24 protein-coding genes and 1 tRNA gene are annotated in these 22,019 nt (G+C 58.9%); 23 read left to right on the forward strand and 2 right to left on the reverse strand.

All coding sequences use genetic code 11. The annotated features are described in order from the left end of the window. Nucleotide 1 precedes the first annotated feature (1 nt). From sdhB to Tel_07540, 6 genes are all read left to right on the forward strand, one after another. Nucleotides 2-694 (forward strand): succinate dehydrogenase, encoded by a 693-nt coding sequence (sdhB, locus tag Tel_07515; protein ID ALP53017.1) that lies wholly within the window; start codon nt 2-4, stop codon nt 692-694. Beyond that, nucleotides 694-954: a hypothetical protein gene (locus Tel_07520; protein ID ALP53018.1), complete on the forward strand. Its 261-nt coding sequence runs from the start codon at nt 694-696 to the stop codon at nt 952-954. Before sdhB ends, Tel_07520 begins: the two co-directional genes overlap by 1 nt. Before the next feature lie 46 nt (nt 955-1,000). Further along, nucleotides 1,001-1,387, forward strand: a complete 387-nt coding sequence (locus Tel_07525; GenBank protein ALP53019.1) for a hypothetical protein — start codon at nt 1,001-1,003, stop codon at nt 1,385-1,387. Nucleotides 1,388-1,454: 67 nt separating this feature from the next. Continuing rightward, entirely contained in the window at nt 1,455-1,793 is a 339-nt protein-coding gene (locus tag Tel_07530) for a pterin-4-alpha-carbinolamine dehydratase (GenBank protein ALP53020.1), read from the forward strand. A 141-nt stretch (nt 1,794-1,934) separates the two neighbouring features. Next, a complete protein-coding gene (locus Tel_07535; protein ALP53021.1) occupies nt 1,935-3,398 on the forward strand; it encodes a catalase in 1,464 nt (487 codons plus the stop codon). Between the two features lie 464 nt (nt 3,399-3,862). Further along, nucleotides 3,863-4,084, forward strand: a complete 222-nt coding sequence (locus Tel_07540; protein ALP53022.1) for a translation initiation factor IF-1 — start codon at nt 3,863-3,865, stop codon at nt 4,082-4,084. A 757-nt stretch (nt 4,085-4,841) separates the two neighbouring features. Here Tel_07540 and Tel_07545 read toward each other — a convergent pair. Continuing rightward, nucleotides 4,842-5,027: a CopG family transcriptional regulator gene (locus Tel_07545; protein ID ALP54771.1), complete on the reverse strand. Its 186-nt coding sequence runs from the start codon at nt 5,025-5,027 to the stop codon at nt 4,842-4,844. A 111-nt stretch (nt 5,028-5,138) separates the two neighbouring features. On the opposite strand from Tel_07545, the gene Tel_07550 reads away from it, so the two are divergent. Beyond that, nucleotides 5,139-6,914, forward strand: coding sequence for a transporter (locus Tel_07550; GenBank protein ID ALP53023.1), 1,776 nt, complete (start codon nt 5,139-5,141; stop codon nt 6,912-6,914). On the opposite strand, the gene Tel_07555 is transcribed toward Tel_07550, so the two are convergent. Continuing rightward, nucleotides 6,903-8,513 carry an L-aspartate oxidase gene (locus tag Tel_07555; protein ID ALP53024.1) on the reverse strand — a complete coding sequence of 537 codons (1,611 nt, stop codon included), beginning with the start codon at nt 8,511-8,513 and terminating at the stop codon, nt 6,903-6,905. The genes Tel_07550 and Tel_07555 overlap by 12 nt on opposite strands. A gap of 144 nt (nt 8,514-8,657) precedes the next feature. Here Tel_07555 and Tel_07560 point away from each other — a divergent pair, with 144 nt between their 5' ends. From Tel_07560 to nusA, 16 genes are all read left to right on the forward strand, one after another. Further along, nucleotides 8,658-9,230 carry an RNA polymerase sigma factor RpoE gene (locus Tel_07560; GenBank protein ID ALP54772.1) on the forward strand — a complete coding sequence of 191 codons (573 nt, stop codon included), beginning with the start codon at nt 8,658-8,660 and terminating at the stop codon, nt 9,228-9,230. A gap of 27 nt (nt 9,231-9,257) precedes the next feature. Beyond that, entirely contained in the window at nt 9,258-9,872 is a 615-nt protein-coding gene (locus tag Tel_07565) for a hypothetical protein (protein ID ALP53025.1), read from the forward strand. Nucleotides 9,873-9,973: 101 nt separating this feature from the next. Continuing rightward, the gene (locus Tel_07570; GenBank protein ID ALP53026.1) at nt 9,974-10,858 is read left to right on the forward strand and encodes a hypothetical protein; all 885 of its coding nucleotides are present in this window, start codon (nt 9,974-9,976) and stop codon (nt 10,856-10,858) included. Further along, nucleotides 10,855-11,340: a hypothetical protein gene (locus Tel_07575; protein ALP53027.1), complete on the forward strand. Its 486-nt coding sequence runs from the start codon at nt 10,855-10,857 to the stop codon at nt 11,338-11,340. The genes Tel_07570 and Tel_07575 overlap by 4 nt, the downstream gene beginning before the upstream one ends. Before the next feature lie 43 nt (nt 11,341-11,383). Then, nucleotides 11,384-12,826: a serine peptidase gene (locus Tel_07580; protein ALP53028.1), complete on the forward strand. Its 1,443-nt coding sequence runs from the start codon at nt 11,384-11,386 to the stop codon at nt 12,824-12,826. A gap of 319 nt (nt 12,827-13,145) precedes the next feature. After that, a complete protein-coding gene (locus tag Tel_07585; GenBank protein ALP53029.1) occupies nt 13,146-14,939 on the forward strand; it encodes an elongation factor 4 in 1,794 nt (597 codons plus the stop codon). Beyond that, complete coding sequence (locus Tel_07590; protein ALP53030.1) at nt 14,940-15,761, forward strand: S26 family signal peptidase; 822 nt, start codon at nt 14,940-14,942, stop codon at nt 15,759-15,761. 20 nt (nt 15,762-15,781) lie between these two features. Continuing rightward, on the forward strand, nt 15,782-16,156 hold the full coding sequence (locus Tel_07595) for a hypothetical protein (protein ID ALP53031.1): 375 nt from the start codon (nt 15,782-15,784) through the stop codon (nt 16,154-16,156). Nucleotides 16,157-16,168: 12 nt separating this feature from the next. Next, on the forward strand, nt 16,169-16,834 hold the full coding sequence (rnc, locus tag Tel_07600; protein ALP54773.1) for a ribonuclease III: 666 nt from the start codon (nt 16,169-16,171) through the stop codon (nt 16,832-16,834). A 14-nt stretch (nt 16,835-16,848) separates the two neighbouring features. Beyond that, the gene (locus Tel_07605) at nt 16,849-17,751 is read left to right on the forward strand and encodes a GTPase Era (protein ID ALP53032.1); all 903 of its coding nucleotides are present in this window, start codon (nt 16,849-16,851) and stop codon (nt 17,749-17,751) included. A gap of 20 nt (nt 17,752-17,771) precedes the next feature. Continuing rightward, the gene (locus tag Tel_07610; protein ALP53033.1) at nt 17,772-18,545 is read left to right on the forward strand and encodes a hypothetical protein; all 774 of its coding nucleotides are present in this window, start codon (nt 17,772-17,774) and stop codon (nt 18,543-18,545) included. Between the two features lie 10 nt (nt 18,546-18,555). After that, the gene (locus tag Tel_07615; protein ID ALP53034.1) at nt 18,556-19,293 is read left to right on the forward strand and encodes a pyridoxine 5'-phosphate synthase; all 738 of its coding nucleotides are present in this window, start codon (nt 18,556-18,558) and stop codon (nt 19,291-19,293) included. Continuing rightward, complete coding sequence (locus Tel_07620; protein ALP53035.1) at nt 19,290-19,676, forward strand: hypothetical protein; 387 nt, start codon at nt 19,290-19,292, stop codon at nt 19,674-19,676. Before Tel_07615 ends, Tel_07620 begins: the two co-directional genes overlap by 4 nt. Before the next feature lie 80 nt (nt 19,677-19,756). Then, nucleotides 19,757-19,833 (forward strand) — tRNA-Met (locus tag Tel_07625). Between the two features lie 145 nt (nt 19,834-19,978). After that, a complete protein-coding gene (locus Tel_07630) occupies nt 19,979-20,443 on the forward strand; it encodes a ribosome maturation protein RimP (protein ALP54774.1) in 465 nt (154 codons plus the stop codon). Between the two features lie 55 nt (nt 20,444-20,498). Then, nucleotides 20,499-21,995, forward strand: coding sequence for a transcription elongation factor NusA (gene nusA, locus Tel_07635; GenBank protein ALP53036.1), 1,497 nt, complete (start codon nt 20,499-20,501; stop codon nt 21,993-21,995). Nucleotides 21,996-22,019: the final 24 nt, after the last annotated feature.

The following is a 22,019-nucleotide window of genomic DNA, read 5'->3' on the forward strand; positions in this document are numbered from 1 at the left end:
GATGCGTTTTTCCATCTATCGCTACAACCCCGAGACCGACGACAAACCTTACATGCAGGTCTTCGAAGTGGAAACCCACCCCGGTATGATGCTGCGCGACGCCCTGATCGAGATCAAGGCGCAGGACGAAAGCTTTACCTTTCGTCATTCCTGCGGCGAGGGGGTGTGCGGTTCCGACGGGCTCAACATCAACGGCAGCAACGGTCTAGCCTGTATCACGCCGCTGGCCCAGTTGAAGGAGCCGGTGGCGGTGCGCCCGCTCCCCGGGCTTCCGGTGATCCGTGATCTGGTGGTGGATATGAGCCAGTTCTATCATCAGTACCGCTCGGTCAAACCCTATCTCACCGTGCATGATCCCGAACCGGAAGTCGAATACCGCCAGTCGCCCGAGGAACGGGAGAAGCTGGACGGCCTGTACGAATGTATTTTGTGCGCCTGCTGCTCCACCGCCTGTCCCTCGTTCTGGTGGAATCCGGACAAATTCCGCGGACCGGCCGCCTTGTTGCAGGCCTATCGCTTCATCGCCGACAGCCGCGACCAGGCCACCGCCCAACGGCTGGAGGAACTGGAAGGCCCGTATCGTCTGTTCCGCTGCCACAGCATTATGAACTGCACCAACGTCTGCCCCAAGGGACTCAACCCCACCCAGGCCATCGGCGAGATCAAAAACATCATGCTCAAAAACAACAGCTGATGAGCGCCGAACCCGATTTAAACCAGGCAACCAAGTCCCGACTGCAATGGCGTTGCCGCCGCGGCATGTTGGAGCTTGATCTGCTGTTGCAGCCTTTCGTGGAAAGGCGCTACGACCATCTCAGCGCAGAAGAAAAACAACAGTTTCACGCGCTGCTCGACTTCCAGGACCAGGAATTGCTGGAATGTCTCATGCTACAAAAACCCCCGGAGGACGAGACACTCAATGACATCATCAGAAAAGTTCGCAATACCGTTTAGAATCAATCTTAAGACTTCGTTTATCCTCAATGGCGCGCTGTTGCTGATGTATCTCGGCGCGTTTTATTGGCTTTGGGCCTTTGACCTGAACCTGCTTGTTAAACTGGTCCTGTTGGCCGCCCTCATGGTCGGATTTATCAACCATACCCGCCACTATTTGCTCAAAAAAGGCAGGCGCGCTGTTGCCAATCTGGTATGGCAGGATCAGGAGCGTTGGCAACTGGAAACCGTGCGCGGTGAAACCCTGGATGTGAAACTGTTGGGTAGCAGCTTCGTCAATCCCTGGTTGATCGTGCTCAACTTCAAGCCCGAGACGGGCGGACGCCTGTGGCCCGTGGTGATCATGCCGGACAGCGTTGACAGCACCACCTTCAGGCGCTTAAGTGTAAAACTGCGTTTGTACGGCGGCGAAGCGGCGGGCCAGACCGTTTAGGTCTGGCGCAATTCCGGTATCCCGCTATATCTTTAGGAGTGATGAATCAAGCTGAAGGGAGGACATCATGACTGAACTCAGTACACAACACTGCCAAGCCTGCCGCGCCGGGGCGCCGCACGCCACGGCACAGCAGCGCGAGGAATTCATGGCCCAGCTGCCAGACTGGGAGATCGTCAGCGTCGCGGGCGTTGATCGCCTGCGCCGGGAATTCGGCTTCGAGAACTTCGTCCAGGCCTTGGCCTTTACCAACAAGGTGGGCGAGATCGCGGAACAGGAGGGCCATCACCCCGCGCTTTTGACGCAGTGGGGCACGGTCACGGTGGAATGGTGGAGCCACAAAATCAAGGGCTTGCACGTCAATGACTTCGTCATGGCGGCCAAGACCGATGACCTGTACAGATGACGGGGTTATATATCGATATAAACGATCGCCCAGACTATATTAATCAATTTCACAAATATACTACCCCCGCCTAAGCTGATCTCCAGACGATTGATTAATCGCCTTTAGATATCCCCATAACACTACGGATAGGAGTTCAGCATGAGCAAGACCCGTTTGACCACCTCCAGCGGCGCCCCCGTGGCCGAGGACAACAACAGCATCAGCGTCGGCGAGCGAGGCCCGCTGACCTTCGACAATCATTACCTGTTCGAAAAGCTGGCCCACTTCAACCGCGAGCGTATCCCGGAGCGCGTGGTGCATGCCCGCGGGACCGGCGCGTACGGCAGCTTCACCCTCAGCAAGCGTCTTAGCGAACACACCATCGCCAGCTTCCTGCAGCAGGAAGGTCAGCAGACCGAAGTCTTTGTGCGCTTCTCCACAGTCGGCGGCGGTCAGGACTCCAGCGATTACGCCCGCGACCCGCGTGGTTTCGCCATCAAGTTCTATACGGAGCAGGGCAACTTCGATCTGGTGGGCAACAATACGCCGGTGTTCTTTTTAAACGATCCGATCAAGTTTCCCGATTTCATTCATTCGCAGAAGAAGGATCCGCGCACCAACCTGCCCAACCCGGCCAACATGTTCGAGTTCTGGGCCAACCATCCGCAGTCCCTGCACCAGATGACGATTTTAATGTCGGACCGGGGCATTCCCTGTTCCTATCGTCATATGCATGGCTTCAGTTCCCATACCCTGAGCTTTTGGAACGATAAGGGCAAGCGTGTCTGGGTCAAGTGGCACATCAAAAGCAACCAGGGCATCAAAACCGTCAGCAACGAAGAGGCCGCCACGATGCCCGCGTTCGGCGCGCAGCAGGATTTGGTCGAGGCCATTGACCGCGGCGAGTTCCCCAGCTGGACGGTGAAGCTGCAGATTATGAGCGAAGAAGAGGCCAGGCACTATCACATCAACCCCTTCGATCTGACCAAGATCTGGCCGCACAGTGATTTCCCGCTGATAGAGGTTGGCCAGCTGGAGCTGAACCGCAACGTCGGCAACTACTTCGCCGAGACCGAGCAGGCCGCCTTCGCCCCCAGCCATCTGGTGCCCGGCATCGGCGCATCACCCGACCGTATGTTGCAGGCGCGGCTGATGGCCTATCAGGACGCCCATCGTTATCGCGTCGGTGCCAACGCCAACCAGATTCCGGTGAACGCGGCCCGGTGCCCGGTGCACCATTACCAGCGTGACGGCGCCATGGCGGGCATGTGCCCGGCGCACGGCGGTGGTGATAATCAAGGTGGCGGGGTGAATTTTTATCCCAATGACCGTGGCGATCAAGGCGCTCCGATGCCGGATTCTCAGCTGACCGCACCGCCCATGCCGGTGGAGGGCGATGCCTGGATCAAAAGCTACGATACCGCAGAAGACGACTACTATACCCAGCCCGGCAATCTGTTTCGCCTCATGCATGATGATCAGAAACAGCAGCTCACCAGCAACATTGCCGATGGATTGGTGCATGCCACGACGGCGGTACAGGAACGTATGTTGGCCCAATTCGCCAAGGCAGATCCCGACTACGCCGCGCGCGTGAAACAGGCCATGACTCGGATCGCTTGATTTATCTGGCCGTGTAAAAAGGCCGGGCCCGTGCGCAAGGGTCCGGCTCTTTTAATGTTTTGCCGCAAGCGGGCGATTACTTATTGCCGGGACGGAAATGACGAATACCCGAGTTGCGAAATACGCCGTGCGCTGTGAATACATTTCTGTACGCTCGATGGCCGCTTTCATGCGTCCAACGGTTCCGCAACATGGGTGTTCATCATTAGAAACTTGTCAGTATGTTGCGGTTGCATAAGACCCGCCCGTGACATGGCGGCCTTAAACGTGTACAATGGCCGGCCTTAGCACTATATAAGTTTCACAGACTCTCATCTCATCGTGGTATTGATCGCCACGTCTTTCTGACTGGACGCGGTTCAGTCACTCTTGCGGCCGGTAAGCAATGGTAGCCGGCGGTCTGAACAGAAAAATCCAATTTGATGATTGCGCTAATAAATTCTTTTCAACGCACAGGAGTACGTATGGCTAAAGAAGAACTGATCGAATTTGAAGGCACGGTTGTGGATGTGATGCGCAACCAGAAATACATGGTCGAGCTGGAAAACGGCATGCAGGTTCAGGCCTATACGTCCGGCAAGATGCGCCGTTACCGTATCCGCGTCGTCAACGGTGACAAGGTCACACTTGAGCTGTCCCCCTATGATCTGAGCAAGGGCCGGATCAGTTTCCGACACAAGCATTAATCCTGTCCAGGCGCGGTTTAACGTTCGAGCCGCAGCATCGGATCAGAGGTGGAATGGGCACGCAATGTGTCCACGCACTGCCCCCAACACATTGATCAATAGAACTGCCTGACATTGCTGTAGAGCGGTTGTTGAGCAACGGGCACAGCGTCCCCACCGCAGCGTTTCTGGAATCCTCATAATCGAACATCATGCGATCGAAGGCGGGGTTGAGATGATGTCCTGCCGTGTCGGTCCAAGCCATCGCTGAGGGTGAATCCCTGTGTTTGGTCGCTGAAGGTGTGGGTATAGACGCCGGCACAGATTTGGGCATAGCAGCGATAGCGCAGATCCAAGATCCATCACCGCGATAACCAGGCCGCCAGGCGTGAATACCGACAGCTAGGCTATTTCTATCCGCCCCACGCGCGTACTGCCGAGGCCGCTTATCGCGCCATCCTGGCCTATCAGCATGGCGTGGATGACAGGAGATGTCGCCCAATGGCGGGCGTTTTATCACCACCTTTGCTGATGGGCGGGTGGCCATGTGCGCGGCGGATGCGCGCCACTGAGTGGAATAGGGACGGCTGCGAAGGGCGCTCAGCTAATCCCGTTACCCCGTTCAAGGGTATCCACCACCCAGAACGCAACGGTTAAAACCAATAATCAACGCATAGGATAGGCAGCGCGCGCGTTCATTCACCGCGGCGGATAAGGTCGTCGCGTCCTTTGCGCTAGAACATCCATCCAGCCCTATTCCGGGCGCTCCCTATCGGCTTCATGTCTCCTTGTCCCCGAAGACCTCGTCACGCCAATTCGGCCCCAGAGAGTGCTCCAGATAGTCGCGAATGAATTTGCGTACCATCTGGGACGGGGTGACGTCTTCTCGGGCGCAGAGTTGCTCGAAGACCGACTTCTTTTTCGGGTCGATTAGCAGGGTGAGGCGCGCGGTTCTGTTCTCCATGAGTCTCTCTTCGTTCAACAAGCATGTTAATCATATTAACATTGATGATTAACTGGGCAACCATCTAATATATGCCGGTTGTAACAAATATCATCCTGGAGTTCCACCGGCATGCCCCACCGTAGTCACCTGTTTTCCCTGCGCATCGCCCATGCCCTGCGCGAGAGTTGCCTCAAGGTGCCTTATACGCCGCGGCGTCTGGCCAAGGATGTGGGGGCTGGCATCACGGTCGGGATTATCGCCATTCCCCTGGCCATGGCCCTGGCCATCGCCAGCGGGGTGGCGCCCCAGCACGGTCTCTATACCGCCATGATCGCCGGTTTTGTCATCGCGCTCACCGGCGGGTCGCGCTACAGCGTCTCCGGTCCGACGGCGGCCTTCGTGGTGATCCTGTTTCCGGTGGCGCAGCAGTTCGGTCTGGGCGGTCTGCTGGTGGCCACCCTGATGGCGGGGCTGATGCTGGTGGGATTTGCCGTAGGGCGCTTGGGCCGTTTGATCGAATACGTGCCCGAGCCGGTGACGCTGGGCTTTACCGGCGGCATCGCCATCGTCATCGCCACCCTGCAGGTGAGGGACTTATTCGGTCTGTCGCTGGCCGAGTATCCGGACAACTGGTTGGGCAAGATCGCCGCGCTGGGGATGGCCCTGCCCAGCGTCGATTGGGCCACCACCTTGGTCGGCACGGCCACCTTGGCGGTCTTGCTGTACTGGCCGCGGCTGCGCCTGCCCCTGCCGGGCCATTTGGCCGCGCTGCTGGTGGGCGTGCTGGTCGCGCTGTTGCTGGCCCAGGCGGGGCATCCGGTGGAGACCATCGGCACGCGCTTCAGTTTCAGTCTGGCGGACGGCACGACGGGTCAAGGGATTCCGGCCATCCTACCCGAATGGGTCTGGCCTTGGCAGCAGCCGGGCCCGGATGGCCAGCCCATTGACTGGTCTTTGGCCACCTGGCAGGCGCTGCTGTCCGCCGCCTTTTCCATCGCCGTGCTGGGGGCCATCGAATCGCTGCTCTGCGCCGTGGTCCTGGACGGCATGACGGGGACGCGTCACAGCGCCAATAGCGAGTTGCTGGGCCAGGGCATCGGTAATCTGGTGGTGCCCTTTTTCGGCGGTATCACCGCCACCGCCGCCATTGCCCGTTCGGCCGCCAATGTGCGCGCCGGGGCTGAGTCACCGGTGGCGGCGCTGGTCCATGCCCTGGTGGTGATGGCGGCCCTATTGGCCTTGGCGGGGGTGCTCTCCTATCTGCCCATGGCCAGCCTGGCGGCGCTGTTGCTGATGGTGGCCTGGAACATGAGCGAGGCTCCCAAGGCGGCAGCGATCGTACGCAAGGCGCCGCTGGGCGATGTGCTGGTGCTGGGGGTGTGCCTGTCGCTGACGGTACTGTTCGACATGGTCATCGCCATCACCGCCGGCATCGTGCTGGCGGCGCTGCTGTTCATGCGCGAGATCTCGCACATGACCAAGGTCACGGATACCACCGCCAGCACACGTCTCGGCCTGATCCGCGCTCAGTGGCTGCCGCTGCAGGACTTGGCGGTCTTTAAAGTCAACGGTCCGCTGTTTTTCGCTGCGGCGGAACGCATCTTCGCCGAGTTACTGGCACAGCTGGCGGACAAACGGGTGGTGGTGCTCAACCTGGAGGCGGTCACTGTGCTGGATGCGGGCGGCTTGTCGGCGCTGAGCAAGTTCATCGATGCTTGCGGCAAACGGGGGATCAAGCTGATCATCGCCAATCTCCAGTTCCAGCCGCTGCGGACCCTGGCCAAGGCCAAGATGGGGCCGGTTCGGGAGCGCCTGTTGTTCGCACCCACCCTGGACGAGGCGATCTGGTTCGTCCAGTCCGAGGCGGCCCTGCGCCAGGGCACGGCGCGTGCGTCAACGGAGTGATTTGATTTCCGGTACTAAGATGGTGTTGTGCAGGTTACTGTCGTCCGGCGCGGGGTGGTCGCGGGTATAGTGCAGGCCGCGACTCTCCTTTCTATTGATGGCAGAGCGTACGATCAGCTCGGCCACCAATACCAAATTACGCAGTTCCAGTGAGTCGTTGTTGACCGTGTGGCTGGCGTAGTATTCGTCGATCTCTTTTTGCAGGATGCGGATACGTGCCAAGGCGCGCTGCAGACGTTTGTCGGTGCGCACGATGCCGACGTAGTCCCACATCACGCGCCGCAGTTCGTCCCAGTCGTGGGCGATGACGATCTCTTCCGGGGACTGGGTAACCCGACTGGCGTCCCACAGCGGCAGGGCCGGAGGTTGGTACGGTTGCTGCAGCCGTGCGGCGATGTCTTCGGCGGCCGCCTTGGCGAAGACCAGACACTCCAGCAGTGAGTTGCTGGCCATGCGGTTGGCGCCGTGCAGGCCGGTGAAGGCGGTTTCGCCGATACCGTAGAGACCAGCAAGGTCGGTCTGGCCGCACATGTCGGTCACGACGCCGCCGCAGGTATAATGGGCGGCGGGGACCACCGGGATAGGTTCGCGGGTGATGTCGATGCCGAATTCCAGACAACGTGTGTAGACTGTCGGAAAATGGTTGCGGATGAAATCGGCCGGCTGGTGACTGATGTCCAAATAGACGCAGTCCAGGCCGAGACGTTTCATCTCGTGGTCGATGGCGCGGGCGACGATGTCGCGCGGTGCCAGTTCGGCCTGCGCATGAAACTTGGGCATGAAGCGCGTGCCGTCCGGTAATTTCAGCAGCGCGCCTTCGCCACGCAGCGCTTCGGTAATCAGGAATGACTTGGCCTTGGGGTGATACAGGCAGGTCGGGTGAAACTGCACAAACTCCATGTTGGCGACGCGGCAGCCGGCGCGCCAGGCCATGGCGATGCCGTCGCCGGTGGAAACGTCCGGGTTGCTGGTGTAGAGATACACCTTGCCGGCACCGCCGGTGGCCAGTACGGTGAAACGGCTGGACAGGGTGAGTACCTGTTGCTTTACTTTATCCAGGACGTAGCAGCCCAGGCAAGTATGATCGGGCTGGCCCAACTTGGCGGATGTAATCAGATCGATGGCGATGTGGTTTTCCAAAACGTCGACGTTGGGATGACGTTTGAGTTGCGCCACCAGGGTATTCTGAATCGCCTTGCCGGTGGCGTCGGCGGCATGGAGTACACGGCGGTGGCTGTGGCCGCCTTCGCGGGTTAAATGAAAATCGGTGCTACCGTCGGGCCGGGTTTCGCGGGTAAAATCAACGCCGCATTGCACCAGCCAATCGATGGCTTCACGACCGTGTTCGACGGTGTAGCGCACCACCTGGGGATCGCATAGGCCGGCACCGGCGCGGCGCGTGTCCTCGATGTGAGATTCGATGGAGTCTTTGGCGTCGAGCACTGCCGAGATGCCGCCCTGGGCGTAATAGGTCGCCCCCTCACGCAGTCGGTCCTTAGTGATGACGGCGATACTGGCGTTTTCGGCCAGGTGGAGGGCCAGGCTGAGACCGGCTGCTCCCCCGCCGATGATGACGGCGTCGTATTGTGACTGATTCATATTCGGGTTAATGTGATAAGGGAAATAGTTTCAATTACTTATCATATAATACCGGTTTTTTGAAGTTGTACTGAACCCTGGAGAGACGAGACGGTCTATTCGTTGACTAAATGAAGACTAACAATAACAACATGGATGGTCCGCATGGGTGATCACAAAGCGGACCAGGCGCTGGTCGAGCGTGTGCAGGGAGGGGATAAGGCCGCCTTCGATTTGCTGGTTCTCAAGTATCAGCATAAGGTGGTGAATTTAATTTCACGCTATGTGCATGATTCGGCGGAGGTTTACGATGTGGCGCAGGAAGCCTTTATCAAGGCCTACCGGGCCTTGCCGAACTTTAGAGGTGATAGTGCTTTCTATACATGGTTATATAGAATAGCCATCAATACGGCCAAGAATCATCTGGTGGCCCAGGGTCGGCGTCCACCGAAGACCGATATCGATGTGGAAGACGCGGAACAATACGGCAGCAACGATGATCTAAGGGAGTACGAAACGCCCGAGGGTATGATGCAGAAGAGCGAAATCGAGCGGGTGGTGGTGGACACCATTGAGAACCTGCCAGAAGATCTGCGTACCGCCATCACCTTGCGTGAACTCGAAGGTTTGAGTTACGAAGAGATCGCCCAAGCCATGGGATGTCCAGTCGGGACGGTTCGCTCAAGGATTTTTCGGGCGCGTGAGGCGATCCAGAAACAATTGAAACCACTGTTGTAGTATACATACATTAAGCGGACGGGTTATATGGCGAAGGACAATATGAACGAAGAAATTTCGGCATTAATGGATGGCGAAGTCGACCACCAAAGGATGCAGCAACTGATACGCGAACTGCGTAACCAATCCGATGGTCGCGATTGTTGGGCCCAATATCATCTCATCGGTGATGCCCTGCGCAACAACCTCCCGCCCCATATCGATCGAAGTTTTGTCAACAATATTAGTCAAGCCATCGCCAGCGAAGATTTGCCCGCTCCCGTCGCTCCCCGGCCTGCGCCGCAAACTAAACCCAAACGCCCCGCCGTCGCCGGTCCCTGGGGTGGTTTCGCCCTGGCCGCGTCCGTTGCCGCGGTGGCCTATTTAGGCGTCGGGCTGATTACCCAGGAAGATCAAGGCGCCGCTCCCCGCGTGGCTGTCACCGCCCCGGCGGCGCCGGTGGCCCCTCTGGCTCAGACCCTGCCCGCCGACGATATCAGGACCGTGCAAGGGCAGCAGTGGAACGTGGCCCAGCCGGCTGTTGAATCGAGGCTGAACAATTACCTTTACAGTCATCGGAATGTGGCCGGTTCGACGGCGATGAGCCCCGTGGTGTTGCCGAATGCCCGCCTTGTCGTTACTCAGCCGCCTCGTGGTGAGTAACGAACAGTATGTTGTTTAATCGCAGTGCCAAGCCACCCCGCCCGCGCAGTGCGACTCCAAACTTAACCCCGGGCCCGCGTCGCAGCGCCGCCGTAGCGCTGATGTCAGCCATCTTGTTTGGCATCGGGCTTGTGTTTGGCGCTCAGACCGTCTCAGCCGGCCAGCAATCCCCCCAACAGTGGCTGGAAAAGATGTCTGCGGCCATGCAGGAGCTGAGCTACCAGGGCGTGTTTGTGTATCGTCGCGACGCCGAGCTGGCGGCCATGAAAGTGACCCACATCGTCGACCAGCACGGTGCGCGGGAACTATTGGAAACCTTGACGGGCGAGCCGCGTCGGGAAGTGCGGAGCGCCCCCCTGGCCGGTGACGACAAGGCCGCCATACCGCAGCTGGGTAAAATCGATCGCTATTACACGCTTGAGTTGATGGGAGAGGATCGCACTGCCGGCCTAGACACCAAGGTGGTGTCGGTGGTGCCCAAGGATGAGTACCGTTACGGTTACCGATTGTGGCTGGATCAAACGACCGGTTTGCTGTTGAAATCGGATTTGTTGGCCCGGGACGGTTCTATTTTGGAGCAGGTGATGTTCACCTCGCTGGAAGTGATTGAGCCGGAGGCGCTGGAAAACGTATCGCCCCCGCACGAAAGAGAACACTCCGGTCACACCTCGAACAAGCCGCAGAGCGAGTTGCCGTGGACTGTGGAAAAGCTGCCCAGCGGTTTCGAGTTGCTGGAATCACAGCCGGTCGTCAATCACGGCGATGTGTTGCACCTGGTGTACAGTGACGGTCTCGCGTCTGTTTCAGTATTCGTCGAGAGCGCCAAGTCGGAAGGTGAGGCGTTTGTAGGTGTGTCGCGCATGGGCGCCGTCAACGCCTATGGCGCGGTGCAGAACGGTTACCAGCTCACCGTGGTCGGCGAAGTGCCTGAAATTACGGTCAAGACCATGGGGCGCTCACTTAAACACAAAGGATCGGCGCAATGATCGAGGAAAGCGGCCAAGTCATTTCCCGCGAGGGTGATTATGCCTGGGTGGAAACGGAACGCAAGAGTACGTGTTCCAGTTGCGCGGCCAACAAGGGTTGCGGCACCGGCGTGATTTCAAAATTCTACAGCGGTCGTTTCAGCCGCGTGAAGGCCTTGAACACGGTGAACGCATCTGTCGGCGATCGGGTGGTGCTGGGGTTGGCGGAAGACGCCTTGGTGCGCGGCTCGCTGGCCGTTTACGGTTTGCCCCTGTTAAGCTTGATGGTGATGGCCCTGCTCGGCAGTGCCGTCGCCGATGAAGTGGGCCTGCAGCAGGCCGACGGCCTGACCGCCGTATTCGGACTCGCTGGTTTGTTATTCGGCTTTTATCTGGTCCGGTCGTTCAGTCACAGGATTGCCGCCGATACTCGTTATCAGCCGGTGATTTTGCGGCACTGTAATGAATTTCCCACCGAGACGCTTGTCAATATTCCACGCTAAGCAACAAATCAAGCATTAAGGCTTCAATACAAGGAGAGAGGCATTGAACGTAAGAACGAAATCGGTCGCCGTGATCTACGCATTGGTATTGATCCTGGTTGGCGTCATGCCCGGTATCAGCAACGCCGCCCAGCTGCCTGATTTTACCTCGGTGGTGGAAGACAGCAGCGCCGCCGTGGTCAACATCAGCACCACGCAAAAGGTCAAACATGAGCGCCGCGGCTTTCCTCATGGCATGCCCAATTTTCCCGAGGGTACGCCATTTGATGAATTCTTCCGCCGCTTTTTCGATGAAGAGCAGCGTGGTCCGGGCGGTCAAATACCGCGCGAGTATGACGCACACTCGCTCGGCTCCGGTTTTATCATTTCCAAGGACGGCTATATTCTCACCAATTATCATGTCATTCGTGACGCTGATGAGATCATTGTGCGGCTCAGCGATCGCCGTGAGCTGGAAGCGGAAGTGATCGGCAGCGACCCGCGCAGCGACGTGGCCGTGCTCAAGGTCGAGGCCGAAGACCTGCCCGTGGTGAAGATCGGCGACTCCGGCAAACTTAAAGTGGGCGAATGGGTATTGGCCATTGGTTCACCCTTCGATTTCGATCACACCGTGACCGCCGGGATCGTCAGCGCCGTGGGTCGCAGTCTGCCGAATGAAAATTACGTCCCCTTCATCCAGACCGACGTGGCCATCAACCCGGGTAATTCCGGCGGGCCGCTGTTCAACATGGACGGTGAGGTGGTGGGTGTGAACGCCCAGATCTACAGCCGTACCGGCGGTTTCATGGGCTTGTCGTTCACCATCCCCATCGACTTGGCAATGGACGTGGTCAAGCAACTGAAGGATGTGGGGCATGTCACCCGCGGTTGGTTGGGTGTGCTGATCCAGGATGTCACCCGCGAGCTGGCCGAGTCCTTTGACATGGACAAGCCGGTAGGGGCTTTGGTCTCGCAGGTGTTGCCCGACAGCCCGGCGCAGGCGGCCGGATTTGAAGTCGGCGATATCATCACCGAATTCAACGGTAGGAAGGTGCAGACCTCGGCCGCGCTGCCGCCCATGGTCGGTGTCACCCCGGTGGACGAAGAAGTGCCGGTCAAGGTGATACGCAACGGCAAGGTCAAGACCTTGAAGGTGACCATCGGCGAATTGCCCAGCGACGAAGAGATTCAGGCCTCCACCACCGAGCCGGGCAGCGCCAACGATACACGTCTGAATGTGGATGTCGCCGACCTGAACGACGAGCAGCGTGAGGAATTGGGTTTGAAGGGCAAAGGCGTATTGGTGACCGAGGTAAAATCCGGTCCTGCCCATGACGCCGGCATTCGCCAGGGTGATGTGATCGTCATGATCAATAACCAGAACATCAAGGATGCCGAACACTTCCGCGAAGTGGCCGAAGACCTGCCCAGCGCCAAGCCGGTGGCGGTACTGGTGCAGCGCCGCGACGGGCCGGTATTCCTCGCGTTAAAATTGCCCAGCGAATAATTTCGCCGGGCAGGGTTGATGGACAAGGGGCTGAACACTCAGCCCCTTGTTTTTTTGTTCAAGGCCGGTGCTTTTTTGACCGCCTTGCTGCGCGACGGGTCAATGTACGCTTTCCCACGGCCGGAGTGCTCGATATAGTGTCGACGATGTGTGTGCGCTCATCGATCGCGCCCGCCAGACATGCCACTCCCTTGAGCCGCCTCGCGACGGGCGGTGGTGAGAAATGCGGGCTGGGTTTATGCGGGGACCGAAATTCGCTAGAATTGCGCTCCAAAATCAATGCCATCGTGGTCATTGACCTGATGAAGTCAAAAACTTAATGAAGCACATCCGAAACTTTTCCATCATTGCGCACATCGACCACGGCAAATCTACCCTGGCTGACCGCATTATCCAGATCTGCGGCGGCTTGACCGAACGCGAAATGGCCGAACAGGTGCTCGATTCCATGGATCTGGAGCGGGAGCGGGGCATTACCATCAAGGCCCAGAGCGTCACGCTTAACTACAGCGCAGCGGATGGCCAGACCTACCAGCTGAATTTTATCGATACCCCGGGACACGTGGATTTTTCCTATGAGGTGTCGCGCTCACTGGCGGCCTGTGAAGGGGCTTTGTTGGTGGTGGACGCCTCCCAGGGGGTGGAGGCCCAGAGCGTGGCCAATTGCTATACCGCCTTCGATCAGGGGCTGGAAGTGATGCCGGTGCTGAACAAGATCGATCTGCCGGCGGCCGATCCCGAGCGCGTCATCAAGGAGATTGAGAACGTCATCGGTATCGAGGCGGTGGACGCCCCGCGTGTCAGCGCCAAGACCGGTCTGGGGGTGGATCATCTGCTGGAAGCGCTGGTCAAGCGCATTCCGCCGCCCGAGGGCGATCCCGAGGCGCCCCTGCAGGCGCTGATTGTCGACTCCTGGTTCGACAGCTATGTGGGGGTGGTCTCCCTGGTGCGGATCATGAACGGCACGCTGCGCCAAAAGGATAAAGTAGTGGTGATGTCCACCGGGGTTCAGCATCAGGTGGATCATGTGGGTGTGTTCTCACCCAAGCGGCTGGACACCGAGGTGCTGAGGGCCGGCGAGGTGGGGTATATGATCGCCGGCATCAAGGACATCTACGGCGCGCCGGTGGGGGATACCATCACCTCGGCCAAAAATTCCGCCAGCCAAGCCCTGCCCGGCTTCAAAGAGGTGCAACCGCGCGTCTTCGCCGGCCTGTTCCCCATCAGTTCCGATGACTACGAAGACATGCGCGAGGCCCTGTCCAAACTCAAGCTCAATGACTCGGCCCTGTTTTACGAGCCCGAGACCTCGTCGGCGCTGGGCTTCGGCTTCCGCTGCGGTTTTCTCGGCATGTTGCACATGGAGATCGTGCAGGAGCGCCTGGAGCGGGAATACGACCTGGACCTGATCACCACCGCGCCGACGGTGGTCTATGAAGTGGAAACCACCAAGGGTGAGGTGGTCAACGTCGACAACCCGGCCAAGCTGCCCGAATTGAGCAACATCGCCGAGATCCGCGAGCCCATTATCGAGGCCAATATCCTGCTGCCCCAGGAGTACCTGGGCAATGTCATCGGCCTGTGTGTCGAGAAGCGGGGGGTGCAGAAAAATATGCAATATACCGGCAGCCAGGTGGCGTTGACCTACGAACTGCCGTTAAACGAAGTGGTATTGGATTTTTTCGACCGTTTGAAATCGGTATCGCGCGGTTTCGCCTCGCTGGATTACGAGCTGAAGCGCTATCAGCCCAGTAATCTGGTCAAACTGGATATTCTGATCGGCGGTGAGGTGGTCGACGCACTGGCCATGATTGTGCATCGCGACAAGGCCGATGGGCAGGGCCGCGCCCTGGTCGAACGCATGAAAGAACTGATTCCGAGACAGATGTTCGATGTCGCCCTGCAGGCCGCCATCGGTAATAAGATCATCGCCCGCAGTACCGTCAAGGCCCTGCGCAAGAATGTCACCGCCAAGTGTTACGGCGGTGACGTAAGCCGCAAGCGCAAACTGCTGGAAAAACAAAAAGAGGGTAAGAAGCGCATGAAGTCGATAGGCAAGGTGGATATCCCCCAGGAGGCCTTTCTGGCGGTGCTGGACGTAGGTAAAAAGTAGATGAATTTTGATTTTGCAACCGTAATGGTGGTGGCGGTGGTGATCACGGGCGCGCTCTGGGCCTTGGACGTTTGGCTTTGGCGACCGAAGCGCCGGCAGGCCGCCGAACGCCTGAAACAGCAGGGCGTGGAAGAGAAGGTGATCACCAACACCATCAAAGAACCGGTGTTGGTGGAATATGCCCGTTCCTTTTTTCCGGTGATCCTGGCGGTGCTGGTGCTGCGCTCGTTCCTGGTGGAGCCGTTTCGCATTCCCTCCGGTTCCATGATGCCCACCCTGCTGTCCGGCGATTTTATTCTGGTGAACAAATTCGCTTACGGTATCCGCTTGCCCGTGGTCAACACCAAGATCATCGAACTGGATCAGCCGGAGCGCGGTGACGTGGTGGTGTTTCGTTATCCCGAGGATCCCTCGGTGGACTATATAAAGCGCGTAGTCGGGTTGCCCGGCGACACCATCAGCTATTTCGGCAAGCAGATTTATGTCAACGGCGAGTTGGCCAAACAGACCAGCCTTGGACCGTATATCGCCACCGGTGAGGGCGGCTATATGACCGGCGCCGACCTGCGCCTGGAACAGCTCGACGCAGTGGAACACAAGATCCTGGTGGTCAAGGGGCGTCCCTCGAAAGAGGGCGAGTACGTCGTTCCCGAGGGGCATTATTTTGTCATGGGCGATAACCGTGATAATAGTAACGACAGCCGGGTATGGGGCTTTGTGCCGGATGAGAATCTGGTTGGCAGGGCCTTCATGATCTGGATGAACTGGGACGGCGTTCAGGACCGGGTATCCTGGGAACGCATCGGCACCATAATCGACTAATCGTAGCTCGGGGTAAAAATATGCTCAACACGCCACAATCACAACGCGGCATGACCGCGATCGGGATGGCGATGATACTGGCGCTGTGCGGTTTCGTGCTGATCATCGTCGTCAAGTTGTTTCCGGTCTATCTGGAAAGCTTCAAGGTCAATTCCGCCTTGCAGGGCCTGACCAGTGACAGTCGCGTCGAGGGCGCCAGCGACGCCAAGGTCAAGGAGTTGATTCTGAAGAAGCTCCAAGTCGATGACGTGGATCACCTTACGAATAAAGATATCCAGATCGTCAAGCAAGGCGCCAAGCGCCAGGTCTCCATCGATTACGAACGGCGCGTCTCCATGATGGGCAACGTGGATGCCGTCGTGGCCTTCGACAACAGCGTCGAGATAGGGAACTGATTGTTGGATTCCCTGGACCGGCTTGGTAAGGCGCTCGACTATCGATTCAAAGATCCAGCGCTGCTCGAACTGGCGCTGACGCACCGCAGCGTCAGCAATCAAAACAACGAACGACTAGAGTTTCTCGGTGATGCGGTGTTGGGCTGCATCATCGCCGCGGAGTTGTTTGCGCGTTTTCCCCAGGCCAGCGAAGGCGAACTGACTCGCCTGCGCGCCAGTCTGGTCAAAGGTGACACCCTGGCCAAGATCGGTCGTGAACTGGCGCTGGGTGATCATCTTCGTCTCGGTTCAGGCGAACTGAAAAGCGGCGGTTTCCGCCGCAGTTCCATCCTCGCCTGCGGCGTGGAGGCCATCATCGGTGCAGTATGGAACGACGGTGGATATACGGCTGCCCGTCAATTGGTGGTGCGCTTGTATGAATCTCGCCTCGAGGAGGTCTCGCCGGAAGCGGCGCACAAGGATCCCAAGACCCGTCTGCAAGAACTATTACAGGCACGCAAACTGCCGTTGCCGGTGTATGAATTGTTGTCGGTGGAAGGTGAGGCCCACGACCAGATCTTCTGCGTCAGCTGTCAGGTGGATGGTTTGTCCGACCCTGGCCAGGGGCGGGGCGCCAGCCGGCGCAAGGCCGAACAGGATGCGGCGCGGCGCGTCTACGAACTCATCACCCGCCAATAAGCGAATATATCTCTATGGAAAATGACAGCATGAATGTCCATTGCGGGTATGCCGCCATCGTCGGCCGTCCCAATGTGGGTAAATCGACCCTGATGAATCGTATTCTGGGGCAGAAGATCAGTATTACCTCGCGCAAGCCGCAAACCACCCGCCACCGCATTCTGGGCATCAAGAGCGCAGCCGGGAGTCAGGCCATTTACGTCGACACCCCCGGCCTGCACAAGGCCGGCAACAAGGCCCTCAACCGCTATCTCAACCAGGCTGCCGGCGCGGCGTTGAAGGATGTGGATGTGGTGCTGTTCGTGGTGGCGGGGACCAAGTGGACCGAGGAGGACGACAACGTTCTCGCACGGCTCAAGCAGGCCGCCACCCCGGTGATTCTGGTGGTCAACCAGGTCGACCGCCTGCAAAAAGAAGCGCTCTTGCCCCATCTGCATAGACTCTCTGAATTGATGGCATTTCGCAGCATCGTGCCGGTGTCGGCCAAGACCGGCGAAAACGTCGAGCAGCTGGAGCAGGAGGTGGAAAAGCTATTGCCGCAATCCCCCCCGTTCTTTCCCGACGACCAGATCACCGACCGCAGTATGCGCTTTATCGCCGCTGAGATCGTACGCGAAAAGCTGACCCGTCAGCTGGGCCAGGAGCTGCCCTACGAATTGACCGTGGAGATCGAGGCCTACGAGGCGGAAGAGGATCTTACCACCATCCACGCCTTGATCTGGGTGGCGCGGCCGGGACAAAAGGCCATCGTCATCGGCAAGGGCGGCAAGGCGCTGAAAAAGGTCGGCGAGCAGGCGCGCCGGGACCTGGAGACCCTGCTGGCGCAAAAGGTCTTGCTCAAACTGTGGGTCAAGATCAAAGCGGGCTGGTCGGCCGACGAACGGGCCCTGCGTAGCCTGGGTTATACTGACGACTGATTTTCAGATCGCCGCTTGCCATGGCGCAGTTCAATCAAAAAGTGGTGCTGGAACCGGCCTATGTGCTGCACCAGCGTCCCTATCGCGATACCAGTTTGCTGCTGGAGGTGTTCTCGTCTAACCACGGCCGCCTCGGCCTGGTGGCGCGCGGCGTCAGGGCCAAGGGCGGTCAGCGCCGTGCCTTATTGCAGCCCTTTACGCCCTTGAGTTTGTCTTGGTCGGGGCGAGGAGAGCTGGCTACATTGACCGATGCGGAGGCCGATCCTGCAGCCCACCGCCTCGTCGGCCAGGTATTGTTGAGCGGCTTTTATCTGAACGAACTGTTGCTGCATTTGCTGCATCGCCACGACCCCCATCCTGAATTGTTCGCCCATTATCGCTATACTTTGCAGCAATTGAGTCGCGTCAGTGGTGCCGATCATGAGCGGCGTTTGCAGGTCAGCCTGAGACTGTTCGAAAAGCAGCTGCTGCAAGAGATCGGTTATGGTCTGGTGCTGGACTATGAAGTGGAGCAGGGTGAAGCCATCGATCCGGAACGCCTATATCGTTTTGTGCTGGGCCAAGGACCGGTGGCGGCGCGGGCCGGCGCCGAGCCGGGGGCGCTGTTGTTCCCCGGCAGCTCCCTGTTGGCCCTGGCGGCGCACCGTCTCGACCAGCCCCGGGTCCTCAAGGACGCCAAGCGCCTCACGCGCCTGGTGTTGGACCATTACCTGGCGGGACGCAAGCTGCACAGCCGCCAATTATTGCTGGATCTGCAGCGCGGCGCCGAGGCCGCTGCCTTGAACAAATCCTGAACTATCAAACATGGAGTCAATGATGTTATTGGGTGTCAATATCGATCACGTCGCCACCTTGCGCCAGGCGCGCGGCACGCGCTATCCCGATCCGGTGCAGGCCGCCATCGAGGCGGAACAGGCCGGCGCCGACGCCATTACCCTGCATCTGCGCGAGGACCGGCGCCACATTCAGGAGCGCGACGTGGAAATGCTGAAGGGTATCTTGCTCACGCGTATGAACCTGGAGATGGCCGTGACCGAGGACATGCTGGCCATCGCCGAGCGCATCCGCCCGGCGGAGTGCTGCCTGGTGCCCGAGCGGCGCGAGGAACTCACCACCGAAGGTGGCCTGGAGGTGGCCGGGCAGCAGGATCGCATGCGCGAGGCCTGTGCCCGCCTGGCCGCGGTCGGCACGCGGGTGTCTCTGTTTATCGATGCCGATCCGGCCCAAATCGAGGCCGCGGCGACGGTGGGCGCGCCGGTGATCGAGATCCACACCGGCCATTTCGCAGACGCCGACACAGCGCAGGCGCGCCAGGCCGAGTTCGAACGCATCCTTGCCGCAGTCAAGCAGGGTGACGCCCTGGGCTTGCATGTCAACGCCGGTCACGGGCTCAACTACCAGAATGTGGCCCAGATCGCCGCCATTCCCCAATTGCGTGAGTTGAATATCGGTCATGCGATTATCGCCCGGGCCTTGTTCACCGGCCTGCAGGGGGCGGTGGCAGAGATGAAACGCCTGATGCTGGAGGCACGACGCGGGTGATTTTCGGCATCGGTACCGATATCGTCGCCGTCAGCCGTATCCAAGCCGGCCTGGCGCGTTACGGTGAAAGGTATGCGCGCCGTATCCTGGCGCCGGCGGAACTGGCACTGTTTCAGGCCAGCGTCCTGCCGGGCCATTTTCTGGCCAAGCGCTTTGCCGCCAAGGAGGCCGCGGTCAAGGCCATGGGCACCGGCTTTCGCGACGGCATCACACTGGGCCAGATCGCCGTCAATAACGACCTGCACGGCCGACCCGAACTGATCTTCAGCGGCCGTGCCGAGCAGGTATGCCGTGAGCTTGGCATCGGCGCCGCGCACCTGAGTCTGGCGGATGAAAGGGAATATGCCATCGCCTTTGTCACCTTATTGCGCGATGGCGCTTGAGATGACGGCAATAAATACTAATTAATCGTAATTGCCTCTTGAAAAAAACGAATTACATTAGTACTATACTGCGCAGCTGCTGCGGGGTGGAGCAGTCTGGCAGCTCGTCGGGCTCATAACCCGAAGGTCGTAGGTTCAAATCCTACCCCCGCTACCAATTTTAGTGTTGCAGGAAGCCCCGTATTCGGGGCTTTTTGTTAGCTGCGACACGAACGATTCGGTGTCCATAACGCCCGGATAATAATAGTGTCGTAAGAAGAAGTGGGCCATAGGCCCATTTTTTGTTTCAACAAGGTGAAAAGATGGTCCGACAAGCGTCGGTTAAGGTACTGCAACTGCTCGAGCCATTGGTCGAAGGGCTGGGGTATGAATTTGTCGGTGCGGAATATCTGCCCCAGGGCAAGCACTCGCTGCTGCGCGTCTATATCGACCTGCCGGAGGACGGCATCGGTGTCGAAGACTGCGAGCGCGTCAGCCGCCAGGTCAGCAGTATGCTGGATGTGGAAGATCCCATTCCCGGGCATTACACCCTCGAGGTATCTTCCCCCGGCATGGACCGGCCCTTGTTTACGGTCGGGCAGTTCCAGCGTTTTGTCGGTCGTGAGGTCAAACTGCTGCTGTCACGGCCGGTGCATAAGCGCCGCAAGATGACGGTGGAATTGCAGGGTGTGACGGACGATGTGGTGACCGTGATGCTCGAAGGCGAAGCGATCCAGATCGATTTCGATAATATTGAAAAGGCACATCTGGTGCCGGTATTTGACTGAAGCGTTGTCCCCCGGGACGAGCTGTTACAGGCAGTGCTGCAATAGAGGCTAAACGATGAACAAAGAGATATTGTTAGTTGTAGATGCAGTGTCCAACGAAAAGGGTGTCTCCAAAGACATCATTTTCGGTGCGATCGAAGCCGCGTTGGCGATGGCGACCAAAAAGCGCCACGGCGGCGAGATCGAGGTGCGCGTCGCCATCGATCGTGAGACCGGCGACTACAACGCCTTTCGCCGTTGGCAGGTGATCGACGACGAGGAAGAATTCGAAAACCCCGATGCCCAGATCATGCTGGATGAGGCGCAGGCCAAGCAGCCTGGCATTGCCGCGGGCGAGTATATCGAAGAGCCGCTGGAGGCCGTCGAGTTCGGCCGCATCTCGGCCCAGACCGCCAAGCAGGTCATCGTGCAGAAGGTGCGCGAGGCGGAACGTGCCCAGGTGGTGGACGCCTACATCGACCGCGTCGGTGAGCTGGTGATGGGCGTGGTCAAGCGCGTCGATCGCGGCAATGTGATCCTGGATCTGGGCGGTAATGCCGAGGCCATTATCCTGCGCGAAGATATGATCCCGCGCGAGTCACTGCGCCCCGGCGACCGGGTGCGCGGCTATCTGCGCGAGGTCAGCTCCGAGCCGCGCGGCCCGCAACTGTTTGTCAGCCGCACCGCGCCGGAGTTGTTGATCGAGTTGTTCAAGCTCGAGGTGCCCGAGGCCGGTGAAGGCTTGATCGAAATCCGCGCCGCCGCCCGCGATCCGGGCGTGCGTGCCAAGATTGCTGTCAAGAGCAACGACCAGCGCATCGATCCGGTCGGCGCCTGCGTCGGTATGCGCGGTTCGCGGGTGCAGGCGGTGTCCAACGAACTGGGCGGCGAGCGCGTCGATATCATACTCTACGACGACAACCCGGCGCAGTTCGTGATCAATGCCATGTCGCCGGCCGAGGTGGTGTCCATTGTGGTCGATGAGGAAAGCCACACAATGGATATCGCGGTGAGTGAGGAAAATCTGTCTCAGGCCATCGGCCGGGGTGGTCAGAACATCCGTTTGGCCAGTCAGTTGAGCGGCTGGGAATTGAACGTCATGACCGAGTCGGACGCCGAGCAGAAGAGTGAACAAGAGTCCGCCGCCGTACTCCAACTATTGATGGAACAACTGGATGTGGACGAAGAGGTGGCATCCATCCTGGTGCAGGAAGGCTTCAGCTCGATTGAAGAGGTGGCCTATGTACCGGTTCAGGAGATGCTCGAAATTGAAGAGTTTGATGAAGATATCGTCGAGGAATTGCGCAATCGCGCCCGTGATGTGTTGCTGACGCGCGCCATCGCCGGCGAAGAGCACGGCAGTGCCGCGCCGCAGCAGGATCTGCTGGAACTGGCGGGCATGGATGAGTCTCTCGCCCAGGCCTTGGCCGCCAGAGGCATCGTCTCGCGCGAGGATCTGGCCGAGCAGGCCTTAGATGATATTAGTGATATTGAAGGTTTGGACGCAGAACGGGCCAGTCAATTGATCATGGAAGCTCGTGCCCCTTGGTTTGCTGAAGAGCAACAAGGGTAATCAACAGCTGGCTGGAGGGTGACG

Origin of the sequence: Candidatus Tenderia electrophaga, from assembly GCA_001447805.1 — a bacterium.
GTDB classification, from domain to species: Bacteria; Pseudomonadota; Gammaproteobacteria; order Tenderiales; family Tenderiaceae; genus Tenderia; species Tenderia electrophaga.